The following is a 15,396-nucleotide window of genomic DNA, read 5'->3' on the forward strand; positions in this document are numbered from 1 at the left end:
TGAACGGAATTTTGCGCCATATTACGCTACGTTACCCTTACCCTTACCCTTACCCTTACCCTTACCCTTACCCTCACCCTGTCATCGTGCGCCTATTAACCATTCACCCACGCCAGCGTAAACCCATCCCACCCCTTAATGCCGACCGTTTGTAACGCGGTCGCCGTCAGGCGCGGATCGTTATGCATCATCTCAATAAACCGCCGAACGCCAAGTACGCGTTCATCGGTGCTATGAGGGTTAGCCACTTCACCGTCGCGAACCACGTTATCGCCAATAATTAACGTGCCGGGACGGGCGTATTTCAACGCCCATTGCAGGTAATAGGGATTATTAGGTTTGTCAGCATCGATAAAAATTAGGTCGAAAGGGGCATCGGATTCCAGTTTAGCCAGTGAATCGAGCGCCGGACCTTCATGAAGCGTGACGCGGTCGGTAAGACCGGCGAGCTGGATGTTTTCCCGCGCCACCTGCGCGTGCCGTGGATCGGCTTCCAGCGTCACCAGTCGGCCCTTTGCAGGCAGCTCGCGCGCCATCCAGATGGTGCTGTAGGCGCCAAGCGTGCCGATTTCGAGAATGGATTTTGCCCCAACCATCCGCACAAACAGCGCCAGCAGCTGCCCCTGATTGGCGGCGACATCGTGCGCCGGTAGGCCGGCGCGGTGATTATTTTCCAGCACCTGAGACAAGAGCGGATCATCAGGCATTAAATTTTCTATCAAATAATTATCAACTTCAGACCACTGTTTTTGCATAGCGACACCCTAATGGATTTGTCAGCCTGACAGCGAAGACCAGCCGCCTCCTAGCGACCGGTAAAGATCTATCTGCGACAGCAGCAGATTATTTTTGACCTGCACGACGCTAATTTGCGTGGAGAACAAGGTGCGCTGGGCATCCAGCACATCAAGGTAGGAAGAGTAGCCGTTGCGATAGCGATTCTGAGCAATGCGCAACGTTTCCTGCGCGACCTCTTCTTGTCCCTCGAGCTCCGCGAGCTGTTCACCGTAGCGGGTGATGGCATCGAGACTATCATTCACCTCTTTGAAAGCGCTGCGCACCGTTTTTTCATAACCGTAGAGCGCCTGGTTGCGCTGTGCCATCGATACATCCACCTGCGCATTCAGCGCCTGACGGTTAAGCAGAGGGGCAAGGATACTGCCGCCCAGGCTCCATAAACGCAGCGGGTTATCGAGCAGATCTGGCAGCGTCCGGTCCTGATAGCTGCCGGTGGCGGTGAGATTAATTGACGGCAGCAACTTTGCCTGTGATGAGGCAAGCGTGGCATCGGCGGCAACGAGCTGACGCTGCGCCTGCACAATGTCCGGGCGTCGGTTAAGCAAGGTTGACGGCAATTGGGATGGCAGCGTGAGCGGCGTGAGTCGATCAAATTCATGGCGTTTGATGGCGCCAGGATTTTGGCCCAGCAGTAGGCTCAGGGCATTTTCCTGCTGCGCAACCTGATGACGCAGCAGCGGCACCTGCGCGCGTGTGGAACGTAGCTCGGAGTCGGCTTGCATTAGTTCCAGACGCGAGGTGTAGCCGGTTTCAAACTGGCGTTTTGCCAGCTTGTAGGCATCTTCCCGGGATTTCAACGTTTGCTCGGTGACATGAAGCTGCTGATCCAGTGACAACAGGGTGATGTAGCCGACCGAGACCGAGGTGGCCACGGTCAGATTCGCGGCAGCAGCAGCGGCTTTTTGCGCCTCAAGGCTGGCCTGCGCGGCATCCGCAGCGCTGCGGTTGGCGCCCCATAAATCGACATCGTAGCTGGCAGTTAAACCGCCTTTATATACCGTACTGTGAATCGGCAGGCCGGTAGCGGCTGACTGCGCGCGTGCACGGGTGCCGGTTAGCCCCACGTCGAGTGTTGGAAACAGACTGCCATCGGCGGCGTAAACCCGCGCCTGATATTCATTGACGCGTTCACGGGCAATCAACACATCGCTGTTATGACGCAGCGCCAGGTCAACATATTGATTGAGCGCGCTGTCGTGGAAATTTCGCCACCATACCCCTTCAACAGCACTAGCAGGGCCCACGTCGGCACGCCAGGCGACGGGAATGGCAAGCGTCGGGTTAGCGCGCGGAATATCTGCCGACTGGCAGCCAATCAGCGTAAGGGTAAGGGCGAGGGCGACGGGGCGGATCATGGCTTCGCCTCCGCGCGAGTATCAATGGTCACCTGTACCGACATCCCCGGGCGCAGGCGCTGGGCGTTTTGTTGCCCCTCGTCTACGGCTATGCGTACCGGAATGCGTTGGGCAATCTTAACAAAGTTCCCGGTGGCGTTGTCCGGCGAGATAGCGCTGAACTCCACGCCGGTCGCCGGCGAAATACTTTGCACGGTACCGCGGAATTTTTCGCTGTTGAGCGCATCGACGCTAAAGGTGACCGCCTGTCCCACACGCACGGTGGCAAGCTGGGTTTCTTTCAGGTTGGCAATAACCCAATGCTGCGGCGGCACCAGCGGCGTAAGGTGCGTCCCGGCGGTGACGTAAGCACCAAGACGAACCGAAATTTGCCCAAGCTGGCCGTCGGTAGGGGCGATAATTCGCGTGTTTTGCAGATCGATTTCCGCCAGTTCCAGCGCCGCTTTGGCATTGGTCACATCGGCTTGCAGCGAGTCGCGATTGACGATGGTGGATTGCAGGTCCTGGCGCGACATCTCAAGCGTCGCTTTCGCCTGTTCAATATCGGCATTCCCTTGGGCGGCGCTGGCGCGAGCAGAATCCCGCTCGCGAATTGACAATGAACCGTCGGCGGTCAGCTCCTGCACGCGTTTTAAATCCGCCTGGGTTTTCAGGTTCTGGGCGCGTGCATTCTGCAACGCGGCGTCGTTACGGGCGATGACCGCCTCGGCGCTTTTACGCTGCTGGAGGTTATTTTTCAACGCCGCTTCTTTCATGGCCAGCTGCGCCTGCGCCTGATGGACACGCTGCTTATAGATTCGGTCGTCTATCTGGAACAGCAGCTGGCCTTTTTTGACCTGGTTGAAATCCTGTACGTTCACCCCCGTCACGTAACCGCTCACCTGCGGACTAATAAAAGTGGTCTGCCCGCGTACGTAGGCGTTGTCGGTAAACTGGCTGTGGCGGGTAAATGGCGGTAGCTGCCAGGCGTATAGGATCACCAATACGCCGACCAGGCCGATGGCCGCGGTGGTAAAAATCGATACCACGCGGATATTATTGCGGGTGTTGGCCTGTTGCTTGGCCGCATCCTGCTGACTCATAACGACTCCAGATCTCTCTTGTTGTTATTTGCTGCCCGTTGCGCGTTTGAGCGCAATATGAGCGGTAATACGCAGTCTTAATAATCGCCAGAAGACCCATACCAGCGTCGCGGCGGAGATGGCCGCGGTGAGCAGATAGGTGTCATTGTAGGCGAGAATATTGGCCTCAAGCGTTGAGGCGGTTTGTAACAGGGTGTTGGCCTGAACATTGAGCAGCGCGCTATCGCCAATCTGGCTTTGATACTGCTGAATATATTGTTGCAAACGGTCGTTTATCAGCGGGTTTAACGTCGTTATCTGGTCGGCAAGCTGGCTGGAGTGAAACTTCTCCCGCCAGGTCTGGAACGTGCCGAGAATGGCGGAGCCGAGCAGCCCGCCGATATTTTGGCTCATGCCAAACAGCACCGAGAAGCTGACCAGGTTACGCTGGTCGGCAATCACACCGCCGATACCGGCAAGCATTGCCGGGGCAAGGAAGAAGGCACTGCCAAAACCGAGCAGGAATTGACTGAGCATCAACTGATCCGGGCGGGTGATACTGGTGGACTGGCTGTCGAGCAGTGAGGCAATCATAATCAGCGCCAGCGCAGTGGCGGTGGGCCAGTAGAGGCGCGTGGGGTTAAGCGTCAGGCAACTGGCAATGATTCCGCAGAGAATTCCGGCGAAAATAGACCATGCCAGCGACGTCATCTGTTCGTTCTGCAACCCGACGAACTGCAGCCAGCCGATGACGCCAGTATTCTGTTCCGCCAGTACGATACGGATCAGCACCATGATTAATCCCAGTCGCAGAATACTACCACTGGAGAGCCAGCGCGTATTGAGCAGTGGATTACTGCGGTTATGTTCAAAAATAATAGCGCTGATGATGAGTACTACCGCAGCGGCTAGCGACCAGCCAATCCACGGCGCTTCAAACCACCAGTCCAGGCGGCCTAACGAAAGCACCGCGCAGATAAGGCCCATGCCAGGGGCCAGCAGAATAAAGGTGATAAAGTCCTTCTTCTCAAAGACTTTCTTGCGATCGCTTGGCGGCAGCTTGAGAGCGATGACGCAGGCTAGCGACACCAGCGCCAGACCGAGTTCAAAGAAATAAAGCCCGCGCCATTCATCAATTTGCAGCAGCTCAGTGGAGAAGAGCCGAGCAAGCGGGATCGCCAGTGATGAACCGGTAATCCCAATGGTCAGCGCTTTCAATCGATGTTTTGCTGGCCACGCCTGGACCTGGTAGTAAATCCCCAGTGAACTGAGCGCGGCCGCCACCATGCCGTGCGCGGCACGTACCATTAGCGCTGAATTGAGATCGTTGACGAAGAGATGGAAAAAGGTCACCAGCACATACAGCACCAGGAAACCTTCGGTAAACGCCCGCAGACCAAACTGCTGGCGGAATTTCACCAGCAGCAGGTTGATGGAGACGTTGGTCATCACGTACACAGCTGGCAGCCAGGCAATTTCTGTCGACCAGGCGGCGAATGACCCCTGTAAGTTTTGCAGGTTAGCGGTAACCACCGCGTTGCCCAACGCACCGGTCAGGCATACCAGTAAACCAACGATGCCGTAGGCAACACGTTTTGCAGGCCGATGAATAGGCGTTGATGGCGAACCGAGAATCGCCGGCTTCTCGTGCGGTGCCCAGTCGTGGGGAGCATAGGGATCGCGACGCGGAGGCGACATTATTTCTTCTCCACTTCGCGCAGGAGTTTTAACAGCACTTCGTAGGTTTGTTCCTGCTCTTCGGGGGTAATCACGGTGAGGATCTCTTCGCGCAGCTCATCGGCAACTGCTTTCACCTGATGAAACAGTTCGAGGCCTTTTTCCGTCGCGACCAGCAGACGTTTACGCTTGTCGCGCTCGGTGAGCACGCGTTCGACTAACCCTAAATCCACCAGTTTATTAATCAATGGCACGACGGTCGCACTTTCGACACCTAGCTCTTGCGCCAGTTCGATTTGCGAAAGCGGTTGTTCGTTACGGGCTATCGCCGCCACGGCAACCCAGGTGGCCTGGCTCATGCCAAGATCCTTCAGCCGTCGATTAACGGCCAGCCGCCAGTGGTGGGCGGTGAGATAGAGAAGGTGAGAGAAATTAAGCTGTCGGTTATCCATGGCGAAGTATTCATAATCATTAGAGCTCTAATGAGTTTACGTTCGGCGGAAACCATAATTCAAGTGAATATGAAAAATAAGTGTTATCTGAGAGGAACGGTTTACATGAACAAATTGCCCGGCCTCATGAAGTGAAGCCGGGCTGGATGCTTAAATTTGGCTGGTTTGTGCGTTAACGACAGCGGGCTGACGTTTACTGCGGCTGGCAAAGAAAATCGCCGTCAGTGAAATCGCCACGGTAGCACCAAGATACCAGGCTACCGGAACCCAGTCGCCGTCATATTTCGCCAGCAGGCCGGTGGCGATAAGCGGGGCGGTACCCCCCGCCAGCGCCGCACCAATCTGATAGCCTAGGGTAATTCCGGTATAGCGGACGTTAGCGCTGAAAATCTCCGAGCACAGCGTTCCGAGTACGGCGGTAATCGGTGACCACAGAATGCCAAACATCACCACCGTGGCGAGCATAATCGCCCAGGTTTCACCGGTATCCAGCAGCATAAACCATGGCACAATAAACAGTCCCAGCAGCGCAACGCTGAGTGCATACATGCGCTGGCGGCCAATTTTATCCGACAGCAGGCCCATAAGCGGGATCATTACGGTAGCAACCAGCGCCCCCAGGGTTACCGCTTCCAGCACCTGTGATTTTTGATACGCCAGCGTGGTGGTGGCATAGCTGACCACGAAGGTGGAGAAAATATAGAATGGCGCGGTTTCGACCACTTTCAGACCGGCTGCGATGATCACTTCACGCCAGTGGTGTTTCAAGGTTTCACGCAGCGGCGCTTTGGCGACCTGACCGGATTCTTTGACCTTCTTGAAATCAGGCGTTTCATCGATATCTTTACGGATCCACAGGCCAATCAGCACCAGCGCGGCACTCATCAGGAACGGGATACGCCAGCCCCAGGAGAGGAACTGCTCTTCGCTGAACAGCGTCATCAGCGACACGATAAAAGTCGCCATCAGCATACCGATGGTGACGCCCGCCTGTGGGATGCTCCCGAAGAAGCCTTTGCGCTTCTCAGGCGCGTATTCATAGGCCAGAAGCAGTGCGCCGCCCCATTCGCCGCCGATGCCAATACCCTGAATAATACGCATCAGAATGAGCAGGATCGGTGCCCAGATACCAATTTGATCGTAGGTTGGCAGCAGGCCTATCATCACGGTCGCGGTTCCCATCAGCGACAGGGTCAAAACCAGAGTCTTTTTACGGCCGATTCGGTCACCAATGTGGGCGAAAATCACCCCGCCAATGGGGCGAATAAAGAAGGTCAATGAGAAGGAAAGGTAGGAGAGAATCAGACCGATAACCGGGTCAACCATCGGGAAAAAGATTTTGTTGAACACCAATGCGGCAGCTGTGCCGTAAAGAAAATAGTCAAACCATTCAATGGAACTGCCCGTCAGACTCGCGATCAGGACCCTTTTATTCTTTTTCAGGATCGTGGTGCTGCTTTCTTGTATTGTCATGAAGAATAACTCCCGCCACATTGGGTTAAAATCAGGTGTCACCTTTGGGGTGAAATGGTGCAACCTGAATTGTGAAAAAGGTTGCTTGAATGTTAAGCAACTTAGATATGCACGTTATCTTTGGCAAGCGTGGTGTTGAAATTTGTGAGCAAAAATAATGCCGGATTCAATTTTTCATCACTGAAATTATTTATTATATTGGAATTAAATTCTGAGTTAGTGTGGTCTGGTAGTGAAATATTCAGGTGCAACCGCATTGTTTTTAGACGTTTCTGGTTATTTCAAAACTGTTACAAATCGATGGGGTGAAGGCGATGATTACCCTATAGAGCTTACGCAAAAGGAGCGTAGAGAAACCATGAGCTTGTTATGTTTACCCGAAGCGACGCTGGCGGCAGCCAACCGTTTGGGGGGCTGGTTGGCGCAGGACGATGTCGCAGGGCAACCGAGTGTTGCCGATGCGCAGCTGGTGGTGTTGGCGGGTAATGCCGTCATGCCAACGGTGGATGCCGCCTGTCGGCTAGCGACATTGAGCGGCGGCACGCTGTTAATCTGCGGCGGCGTGGGGCATTCCACTTCATATTTATACGATGCGATGGCACAGCACGCGGATTATCGACACATTACGGTAAACGGCCAGCCTGAGGCGACGCTGTTGGCAGAGATCGCCTATCGTTTCTGGCACATCCCGCGCGAGCGTATCGTGATTGAAGACCAGTCGACCAACTGCGGTGAGAATGCATGGTTTACCCGTCGGATTATGGAAGATCACGGCATTCAGGCTCAGAGCGCGACGTTAGTGCAGGACCCGACCATGCAGCGGCGCACGATGGCGACCTTTTCTCGGGTTTGGCAAGATGTGACGGCGTCACCTAGGTGGATCAGCTATCCGGGCTATGTTCCGGTACTGATCAATGCGCCGGAAGGGGTGACCTGGCAGCAGCCCGCAGAGGGGCTATGGCCGGTTGTTCGCTATCTGTCGCTGATAATGGGTGAACTACCGCGTCTGCGTGATAACGCCCAGGGCTACGGCCCCCGCGGGAAAGACTTTATTGCCCACGTTGATATCCCCGACGATATAGACGCCGCCTGGCAGTATCTGGCCGCCGAGCCGCTTCTGAAGCAGGCGCTGAATAGCCGTAATCTCGGTTAGCGACCGTTGACGGGCCACATCAAGTGGCTCGCTTAGCGGAAGCTCCACTGCATGCTAACGACAAAGATCGACGGTAAAATAATTCCGCTCTCCACGCCAAAATAGTCGGTGAAGTTATATTGCAGGCCGTGATAAATGTAGGGAGAGAAGCCGATGCCGGTGATTTTCTTCGCCGTGCGGTAGGTCCCTTCGTCACCACAGTGGCTAAATGCATCAAAGAAAAATTCGCCGGTATAGGCGTAAATGCCCTTAAACGTCCATCCTGTCTGGCTGTTCAGCCAATCACGACGCACGCCCAGCGTCAGGCAGCGGTCGGCGAAGCTGTTTTTCATCGTACCGACCAGCACGCTGTACTTTGAGTCTGCCGAAAACTTCCGTTCAACCGAGAAAAAATCATTGTTGAATTTTTCATTGTATTGACCGTGATTGCCGGACATATGATAAACAAATGACCCTGTATTAAAGGAGTACAAGTTAATTTCATCGGCATTGCAAGGCGCGGTCAACGCGACGACGGAGGCAAATGCTGATGAAATGAGGGATTTACACATGATAAAACTCAGTAATGCTAAAAATGAAAAACAATTGTCTCCATCATACGTTTATCGTGGTAAACAAAGTCTCAACCGCGTCTTGACGCGAGGCTCCCGGTCAAGGGTTTTGTTTATGAGATGCCTCACAGAAACGGACTGAGATAGTAGGAAAAGTTGCTGAGTTGTATATGTATTTAACAAAGTTTTTACTTGTTAAATCATCATACAGACAGGAGCAGGTCATGACGGCAACCGTGCAACATCCGATGTATATCGATGGTCAGTTTGTTAGCTGGCAGGGTAATAACTGGATTGATGTGGTGAATCCGGCAACGGAAGAGTGCCTTTCCCGTATCCCTGATGGCGATGCGGAACACGCAAGATTGGCTATCGATGCTGCCGAACGTGCTCAGTCGGCCTGGGAGGCGCTGCCTGCGATTGAACGTGCGGGATGGCTGCGTAAGATTGCTGCCGGGATCCGCGCGCGCGCGTCGGAAATCAGCCAGATGATTGTCGCCGAAGGTGGCAAAATACAGCAACTGGCCGAAGTGGAAGTGGGGTTCACCGCCGACTATATCGAGTATATGGCTGAATGGGCGCGCCGCTACGAAGGTGAAATTCTGCAAAGCGATCGCCCGGGTGAAAACATCTTCGTCTTTAAACGCGCGTTAGGTGTGACGACGGGCATCCTGCCGTGAAATTTCCCGTTCTTCCTGATAGCGCGCAAACTGGCTCCCGCGCTGATTACCGGCAACACTATCGTCATTAAACCAAGTGAATTCACCCCAAACAATGCCGTGGCGTTTGCCGAGATTGTTCATGATATCGGCCTGCCGAAAGGGGTCTTTAACCTGGTGCTGGGACGGGGTGAAACAGTTGGTCAGGAGCTGGCGGGCAACCCGAAAGTGGCGATGGTGAGTATGACGGGCAGCGTGGCAGCTGGTGAGAAAATTATGGCGGCGGCTGCGAAAAACATCACCAAAGTCTGTCTTGAGCTTGGCGGTAAAGCTCCGGCGATCGTGCTTGATGATGCGGACCTCGAACTGGCGGTAAAAGCAGTGGTGGATTCGCGCATAATCAATACCGGGCAGGTGTGTAACTGCGCCGAGCGTCTGTATGTACAAAAAGGGATCTATGACCGTTTCGTCAATAAATTAGGCGAAGCGATGAAGGCAGTCGCATTTGGCGACCCGTCACAGCGTAATGACATTGCGATGGGGCCATTGATTAATGCCGCTGCGCTGGAACGCGTAGAACAAAAGGTGGCCAAGGCTGTTTCTCAGGGCGCGCGCGTGGCGCTCGGCGGGAAAGCGGTGGGCGGTGCGGGCTATTTCTATCCGCCAACGCTGCTGCTGGATGTGCGCCAGGAGATGACTATCATGCACGAGGAGACCTTTGGCCCAGTGCTGCCGGTGGTCATGTTTGACACCCTTGATGAGGCGTTGAAGATGGCTAACGACAGCGAGTATGGCCTGACTTCCTCTATTTATACTCGCGATCTTAATCTCGCGATGAAGGCTGTCCGTGGGCTGAAATTTGGCGAGACCTATATTAACCGCGAACACTTTGAAGCAATGCAGGGCTTCCATGCTGGCTGGCGTAAATCCGGGATTGGCGGGGCAGACGGTAAGCACGGTCTGAACGAATATCTGCAAACGCAGATGGTGTATCTGCAAACGCAAGGCTAGCAATACATTGGCCGGATGACATATCGCGTGACTTCCGGCCAGTTTCTTTAAATCCCATTACTTTTATAAGACCCAGCCGTCGCTGCCTGTTTTCCCCTGCGTATTTTCAATACATAGCTACCGATTCAAATCGCTACGATGAAGTACACATAAGCGATTCGTGTTGGGGTGTTAGGAGCGCTTTCTCATGCTCCAGCAGCCAGGCTTTACGCGCCACCCCGCCGCCATAACCGGTCATGCTGCCATCCTTGCCGATAACGCGATGGCAAGGGATCACGATGGCGATACGATTCGCGCCGTTCGCCGCTGCCACCGCTCGGGCGGCGGTGGGTTTATTCAGTGATTCAGCTAAGGCCTGATAATGAGTGGTGCGGCCGCAGGGAAGTCGCTCCAACGCTTGCCAGACACTACGCTGGAAATCGCTGCCCGGCGTATCGAGCGCAAGGGTAAATGCCTGCCGGTGTCCAGCAAAATACTCACCTATTTCGCGCTCCGCCTGGCGGGTATGGGCGTTGCTACCGGCGATGATGCGGGCGCGGAGTAAACGCTGCAGGTCGCTGAATTCAGTCTCCAGCATTCGGCGGTCTACAAACTCCAACAGGCACACACCGCGCTCGGTGGCACAGACGAACATGGGGCCAAGCGGGGTGGTAAAGCGGTGAATCAAAATCGTTTGTTGGTGTTCTACCGGTGAATGGCCAGTCAGCTTTTTACAGGTATAACCAAAACCGCTGAGCGATTCATAACCGTTATCGAACGCGACGTCGGTGGCACTGCGTCCGGCCTTGAGCTCTTGCAGCGCAACATTGACACGTTGCATGCGCTGGAAGGCCTGAAACGTCATGCCGTGATGCTGCAAAAACCAACGGCGCACGCGCTCCGGGCTGACATTATTCTCCCGCAACTGGCTGTCGCTGACGCGGGCTTTCGGCGTCAGCCTCACCAACTGAAGCGCGTGTTCAATATAATCCGGTGCAGAGCAGGCATTCTCTGTGGGGCGACATACTTTGCACGGGCGAAATCCCGCATCCAGCGCGGATTTAAACGAGTCAAAAAATTCAACGTTTTCACGCTTGGGTTTACGCGCCCGGCAAATTGAAAGACAAAAAACACCGGTGGTTTTGACGCCAACAAAAAATACGCCGGTGTACTCCGCGGCGCGATCGAGAAGCGCCTGATACCAGGTGTCACACTGTGCGTTATCGGTGATCTTCATCGGCAAAAACTCCAGCGAAGGACTGCTGTTGGCGGACGGTTAACAGTCGCATATTTAAGTCATTTTGTACCACGGAATGGAGTGCGTTCCCCATAGAAATGCGTCGGACGCCGAGTTCAGCCAGCATCGTAAAGTCGGGCAGGCCCGGCATCGCCATGACGTTTAACGGTAACGGAACGTGCTTTACGATGGCCGCGATATCCTCAGGCGAAGTGATGCAGGGAACAAAAATACCGTCAGCGCCGTGTGTGGCATAACATTGTGCGCGGAACAGCGTTTCCTCACGGGCGTTGGGCAGGTCCATTAAAAAGGGATCGCTACGCACATTCAAAAACAGGGAACACTGGCGTTCCGCAAGCGCCTTGCGGACCGCTTGAAGTCGGCTGGCAAACCGTTCAGCCTCTTCTAGCACGCGTACGCCGTGGCTGACCTGGCTATCTTCGAGATTGACACCGACGATACCAATAGAGGCGAGCTGCTGGAGATTGTCAGCGATTCCAGCGGGGGTATCGGCATAGCCTGATTCCATATCTACGCTGATGGGTAATGCCGTTACGGCACGGATGCGGCGTATGATGTAATACAGCTCATCAAAAGAGAGACTTTCACCATCTTCATAACCCAGCATTGCAGCGATAGCGGCGCTTGACGTGCCCAGAGCCTGATAACCGGCGCGTTCAGCTGCGCGGGCGCTGCTGGCGTCCCAGACGTTGGCCAGCAGCAGTGGGAAGGATTGGTAATGCAGTTCGGTAAAATTCATGATGTTCTCCGGTTGTGTGTGCCAGCGGAGTGTGCCGTGGCGGCCGGCGTGCTCACAACCGAAAATTGGACGACCATTTTTTATCGGGAATTCGGGGGAGAGAACTCCCCCGCGGCGGTTTTACATTTTGGCGTATTTTTCCAGCACGCGAATCAGCTGGGTGACAAACCCGTACTCGTTGTCGTACCAGGAGACAGTTTTCACCAGCTGCAGGTCACCGGCTTCGCTAACTTCCGTCTGGGTGGCATCGAACACCGAACCAAAGTGGCTGCCGATAATATCCGAGGAGACGATATCGTCTTCGGTATAGCCAAAGGACTCGTTATTGTGCGCGGCTTTTTTCATCACCTGATTGACTTCGTCGGCGGTGACTTTTTTGCTCAGGATAGACACCAACTCGGTGACCGAGCCAGTTTTGGTCGGTACGCGCTGGGCGTGACCCTTCAGCTTGCCGCTCAGTGCCGGGATCACCAGACCAATGGCTTTTGCCGCCCCGGTCGTGTGCGGAATGATGTTTTCGGCTGCGGCGCGTGAGGCGCGAAGATCTTTACCACGTGGACCATCGACCAGCGATTGCGTACCGGTGTAGGCGTGAATAGTAGTCATCGTTCCCAGCTGGATACCGAAAGCGTCGTGGAGGGCTTTCGCCATCGGTGCCAGGCAGTTGGTGGTGCAGGAAGCAACGGAAATAATTTTATCGCTGGCGTTAAGGGTATCGTCGTTAACGTTAAACACGAGCGTTTTCATATCACCGGCAGGGGCAGAGATCAGCACTTTTTTCGCCCCGGCGTCGAGGTGAGCCTGAGACTTATCGGTCGAGGTGTAAAAACCGGTGCACTCAACGATGATTTCTGCACCCTGTGCCGTCCACGGAATGTTTTTCGCCTCTTTTTCGGCATACACGTTAATGGTTTTGCCGTTAACGATCAGCGCATCATCGGTGAAATCAACGCTCCACGGGAAGGGGCCGTAGTTAGAGTCGTACTTCAATAAATAGGCCAGAACTTTGGGGGAGGTCAGATCGTTAATCGCGACCACTTCGTGACTGCTGGACACTTCCAGTAAACGGCGCAGAACCAGACGGCCGATACGTCCAAACCCGTTAATGCCAATCTTACTCATGGTGTACTCCTGTCAGTGATAGGGCTTGCCCCTACGCGTACTTAAAAAACGTCTGATACATAACTATGGATGATGTATTTCACCTGTCCAGGCTTAGCCCAGCCCGCCGGGAAGGGCAATGTCATTTTGCTCAATTAATTTGTATCGATATGAAAAAGTTAATGAATATTTAATGAAACGCGGTTACTTTGCTCTTTTATGTTATTTTCCAGGGCATTTCTCGATGAACGATAAATATTCCCGCTTACAAATAGCGATTCACTGGCTGGTGTTCTTGCTGGTGGTGGTGGCCTATGCGGCGATGGAATTACGCGGATTTTTCCCTCGTAGTGACCGGCCGCTTATCAATATGGTGCATGTTTCTTGCGGGATTAGCATTCTGGTGCTGATGGTAGCGCGCCTGCTGGTCCGCTTAAAACGCCCGGCACCGCCGATCATCCCTAAACCAAAACCGATGATGACCGGGATGGCTCATCTGGGACACCTGTGCATCTATTTGCTGTTTATCGCCTTGCCGCTGATTGGTCTGGTGATGATGTACAATCGGGGAAATCCATGGATGGCATTTGGCCTGGTGATGCCGCACGCTGCTGAGGGCAATTTTGACCTTGTGGATACGCTAAAGCAGTATCACATTCTGCTGGCCAACATCGGTTACTGGTTGATTGGTTTGCACGCATTGGCGGCGTTGGCACACCACTATTGGTGGAAGGACAATACGCTGCTGCGGATGATGCCGCGCAAGCGCTAACAAGGCTTTCAACTCCCTGGTCTCTGCGTTACCATACGTCATCTATTTTTGTTATGTATGTGTGAAGGAGAACAGGGTGTTCGCAGATTTTGGCGTACTGAATTACTGGACCTATTTACTCGGTGCCATCTTTATTATTCTGGTGCCGGGGCCAAATACCTTCTTCGTGCTGAAGACCGGCGTCTCGCACGGTATTCGTAAAGGCTATATGGCAGCGCTGGCGGTATTTATTGGCGATGCGGTCCTGATGTCTCTCTCCTTTGCCGGCGTTGCGACGCTGATTAAAACCACGCCGCTGCTGTTTAATATTGTCCGCTATTTAGGGGCGATTTATCTGTTGTATCTGGGTGTGAAAATGCTCTACAGCACGTTAAAACGCAAAACAGCCGGTCAGGAAGAAGAACCTGAGCCAGGGCACGCCATCTTTAAACGTGCGCTGACGCTGAGCCTGACCAACCCGAAAGCGATTCTGTTCTATGTGTCGTTCTTCGTGCAGTTTATCGATGTGCATGCCAAAACCCCTGGACTGGCGTTCTTTATTCTGGCGCTGACTCTGGAGCTGGTGAGTTTTACCTACCTGAGCTTCCTGATTGTTTCCGGATCGCTGGTGACGCGCTACGTGAAAACACGTAAAAAGCTCGCCAAAATTGGCAACAGCCTGATTGGGCTGGTGTTTGTTGGCTTTGCCGCTCGATTAGCAACCCTGCAGTCATAAGCACGACAGCCGGTTAAGCACCGTTCTTAACCGGCTCTTTCTACACCGTCTCCTTAATCGCTTCTTACTGCGCACTCTCAGCCCATCCAGCATTAATCAATTACAAAAGCGCCATTATTATTAATGATATTTATAAACTCCTAAAAGACATGCGATGCCACGCGTTGCCATGCCCGAGGGATGTTCGGGGTGCTAAGGTCCGTTTTTTTCCATAAGGGACTTAGGCAATGAAAAAAATCGCAGCGGTTGTTATTGGTGCTCTGTTACTTTCTGGCTGTGCACAACGGGTGGCGGACCTCACGGTCGCCAGTACCAAAAATTACAACCTGAATGGTGATAAATTCGTCAAAGGGGTACGGGTAAAAGGAGAAGACAGTAAACCCGTGATTCTTTTCCCGCTGGGTATGCCGAACGTCAAAGAGGCGGCGGATCTGGCGATTGAACAAAATAAATGTGCGGTCGCATTGGCCGATGTGGTCGTTACCCAGTACAACTACTCCTTCCTCGTCGGTAAGATGGGGGTGACGGTTGAAGGTGACCTGATCCTCGACCAAACCTTGCCAGGCTGCGCAGGCGCTAAATAACTATCGCTTCCTGAAAACCTCGCTGCGGCGTAACACCGTATATTTAAGATTGAGATAC

Annotated in this window: 14 protein-coding genes and 1 pseudogene; 5 read left to right on the top strand and 10 right to left on the bottom strand. The window is 53.8% G+C overall.

What is annotated here, in order from left to right:
- Nucleotides 1-95: 95 nt before the first annotated feature.
- The 6 genes from KP80_RS04910 to KP80_RS04935 form a co-directional block, all read right to left on the bottom strand.
- Nucleotides 96-755, bottom strand: coding sequence for an O-methyltransferase (locus KP80_RS04910; RefSeq protein ID WP_052282472.1), 660 nt, complete (start codon nucleotides 753-755; stop codon nucleotides 96-98).
- A gap of 21 nt (nucleotides 756-776) precedes the next feature.
- Nucleotides 777-2,153 (bottom strand): efflux transporter outer membrane subunit, encoded by a 1,377-nt coding sequence (locus KP80_RS04915; RefSeq protein WP_052282473.1) that lies wholly within the window; start codon nucleotides 2,151-2,153, stop codon nucleotides 777-779.
- Nucleotides 2,150-3,235, bottom strand: a complete 1,086-nt coding sequence (locus tag KP80_RS04920) for an HlyD family secretion protein (protein ID WP_052282474.1) — start codon at nucleotides 3,233-3,235, stop codon at nucleotides 2,150-2,152. Before KP80_RS04920 ends, KP80_RS04915 begins: the two co-directional genes overlap by 4 nt.
- A 24-nt stretch (nucleotides 3,236-3,259) precedes the next feature.
- Entirely contained in the window at nucleotides 3,260-4,912 is a 1,653-nt protein-coding gene (locus tag KP80_RS04925; protein ID WP_052282475.1) for an MFS transporter, read from the bottom strand.
- Entirely contained in the window at nucleotides 4,912-5,343 is a 432-nt protein-coding gene (locus tag KP80_RS04930; protein ID WP_052282476.1) for a MarR family winged helix-turn-helix transcriptional regulator, read from the bottom strand. Before KP80_RS04930 ends, KP80_RS04925 begins: the two co-directional genes overlap by 1 nt.
- Before the next feature lie 150 nt (nucleotides 5,344-5,493).
- The gene (locus KP80_RS04935) at nucleotides 5,494-6,816 is read right to left on the bottom strand and encodes an MFS transporter (RefSeq protein ID WP_052282477.1); all 1,323 of its coding nucleotides are present in this window, start codon (nucleotides 6,814-6,816) and stop codon (nucleotides 5,494-5,496) included.
- Nucleotides 6,817-7,174: 358 nt separating this feature from the next.
- Between KP80_RS04935 and KP80_RS04940 the strand changes: the two genes are divergently transcribed.
- Nucleotides 7,175-7,969, top strand: coding sequence for a YdcF family protein (locus KP80_RS04940; protein WP_052282478.1), 795 nt, complete (start codon nucleotides 7,175-7,177; stop codon nucleotides 7,967-7,969).
- A 32-nt stretch (nucleotides 7,970-8,001) separates the two neighbouring features.
- Here KP80_RS04940 and KP80_RS04945 read toward each other — a convergent pair whose 3' ends face one another.
- The gene (locus KP80_RS04945) at nucleotides 8,002-8,520 is read right to left on the bottom strand and encodes a hypothetical protein (protein WP_052282479.1); all 519 of its coding nucleotides are present in this window, start codon (nucleotides 8,518-8,520) and stop codon (nucleotides 8,002-8,004) included.
- Between the two features lie 224 nt (nucleotides 8,521-8,744).
- Here KP80_RS04945 and aldA point away from each other — a divergent pair.
- Nucleotides 8,745-10,190 (top strand): annotated as a pseudogene (gene aldA, locus KP80_RS04950) (aldehyde dehydrogenase).
- A 133-nt stretch (nucleotides 10,191-10,323) separates the two neighbouring features.
- Here aldA and KP80_RS04955 read toward each other — a convergent pair.
- The 3 genes from KP80_RS04955 to gap form a co-directional block, all read right to left on the bottom strand.
- Nucleotides 10,324-11,406 carry a bifunctional transcriptional activator/DNA repair enzyme AdaA gene (locus KP80_RS04955; protein WP_052282480.1) on the bottom strand — a complete coding sequence of 361 codons (1,083 nt, stop codon included), beginning with the start codon at nucleotides 11,404-11,406 and terminating at the stop codon, nucleotides 10,324-10,326.
- Nucleotides 11,390-12,166: an isocitrate lyase/PEP mutase family protein gene (locus tag KP80_RS04960; protein WP_052282481.1), complete on the bottom strand. Its 777-nt coding sequence runs from the start codon at nucleotides 12,164-12,166 to the stop codon at nucleotides 11,390-11,392. The genes KP80_RS04955 and KP80_RS04960 overlap by 17 nt, the downstream gene beginning before the upstream one ends.
- A 120-nt stretch (nucleotides 12,167-12,286) precedes the next feature.
- Nucleotides 12,287-13,288 (bottom strand): type I glyceraldehyde-3-phosphate dehydrogenase, encoded by a 1,002-nt coding sequence (gene gap, locus KP80_RS04965; protein WP_052282482.1) that lies wholly within the window; start codon nucleotides 13,286-13,288, stop codon nucleotides 12,287-12,289.
- 223 nt (nucleotides 13,289-13,511) lie between these two features.
- On the opposite strand from gap, the gene cybB reads away from it, so the two are divergent.
- The 3 genes from cybB to KP80_RS04980 all read left to right on the top strand — a co-directional run bounded on the left by cybB (nucleotide 13,512) and on the right by KP80_RS04980 (nucleotide 15,338).
- Nucleotides 13,512-14,039, top strand: coding sequence for a cytochrome b561 (gene cybB / locus KP80_RS04970; protein WP_052282485.1), 528 nt, complete (start codon nucleotides 13,512-13,514; stop codon nucleotides 14,037-14,039).
- A gap of 76 nt (nucleotides 14,040-14,115) precedes the next feature.
- Nucleotides 14,116-14,754 carry a leucine efflux protein LeuE gene (gene leuE, locus KP80_RS04975; protein WP_052282483.1) on the top strand — a complete coding sequence of 213 codons (639 nt, stop codon included), beginning with the start codon at nucleotides 14,116-14,118 and terminating at the stop codon, nucleotides 14,752-14,754.
- A 227-nt stretch (nucleotides 14,755-14,981) separates the two neighbouring features.
- Complete coding sequence (locus KP80_RS04980; protein WP_052282484.1) at nucleotides 14,982-15,338, top strand: hypothetical protein; 357 nt, start codon at nucleotides 14,982-14,984, stop codon at nucleotides 15,336-15,338.
- The last annotated feature ends 58 nt before the right edge of the window (nucleotides 15,339-15,396 follow it).

Origin of the sequence: Kluyvera genomosp. 1, assembly GCF_001266615.1 — a bacterium.
Lineage (GTDB): Bacteria > Pseudomonadota > Gammaproteobacteria > Enterobacterales > Enterobacteriaceae > Kluyvera > Kluyvera cryocrescens_A.

What these genes read in the sequence shown, in the direction of transcription:
- KP80_RS04930 (WP_052282476.1), bottom strand. Translation starts at nt 5,343, where the DNA reads ATGGATAACCGACAGCTTAATTTCTCTCACCTTCTCTATCTCACCGCC.
- KP80_RS04910 (WP_052282472.1), bottom strand. Translation starts at nt 755, where the DNA reads ATGCAAAAACAGTGGTCTGAAGTTGATAATTATTTGATAGAAAATTTA.
- KP80_RS04955 (WP_052282480.1), bottom strand. Translation starts at nt 11,406, where the DNA reads ATGAAGATCACCGATAACGCACAGTGTGACACCTGGTATCAGGCGCTT.
- gap (WP_052282482.1), bottom strand. Translation starts at nt 13,288, where the DNA reads ATGAGTAAGATTGGCATTAACGGGTTTGGACGTATCGGCCGTCTGGTT.
- KP80_RS04940 (WP_052282478.1), top strand. Translation starts at nt 7,175, where the DNA reads ATGAGCTTGTTATGTTTACCCGAAGCGACGCTGGCGGCAGCCAACCGT.
- KP80_RS04980 (WP_052282484.1), top strand. Translation starts at nt 14,982, where the DNA reads ATGAAAAAAATCGCAGCGGTTGTTATTGGTGCTCTGTTACTTTCTGGC.
- cybB (WP_052282485.1), top strand. Translation starts at nt 13,512, where the DNA reads ATGAACGATAAATATTCCCGCTTACAAATAGCGATTCACTGGCTGGTG.
- KP80_RS04935 (WP_052282477.1), bottom strand. Translation starts at nt 6,816, where the DNA reads ATGACAATACAAGAAAGCAGCACCACGATCCTGAAAAAGAATAAAAGG.
- KP80_RS04925 (WP_052282475.1), bottom strand. Translation starts at nt 4,912, where the DNA reads ATGTCGCCTCCGCGTCGCGATCCCTATGCTCCCCACGACTGGGCACCG.
- KP80_RS04920 (WP_052282474.1), bottom strand. Translation starts at nt 3,235, where the DNA reads ATGAGTCAGCAGGATGCGGCCAAGCAACAGGCCAACACCCGCAATAAT.
- KP80_RS04915 (WP_052282473.1), bottom strand. Translation starts at nt 2,153, where the DNA reads ATGATCCGCCCCGTCGCCCTCGCCCTTACCCTTACGCTGATTGGCTGC.
- KP80_RS04960 (WP_052282481.1), bottom strand. Translation starts at nt 12,166, where the DNA reads ATGAATTTTACCGAACTGCATTACCAATCCTTCCCACTGCTGCTGGCC.
- KP80_RS04945 (WP_052282479.1), bottom strand. Translation starts at nt 8,520, where the DNA reads ATGTGTAAATCCCTCATTTCATCAGCATTTGCCTCCGTCGTCGCGTTG.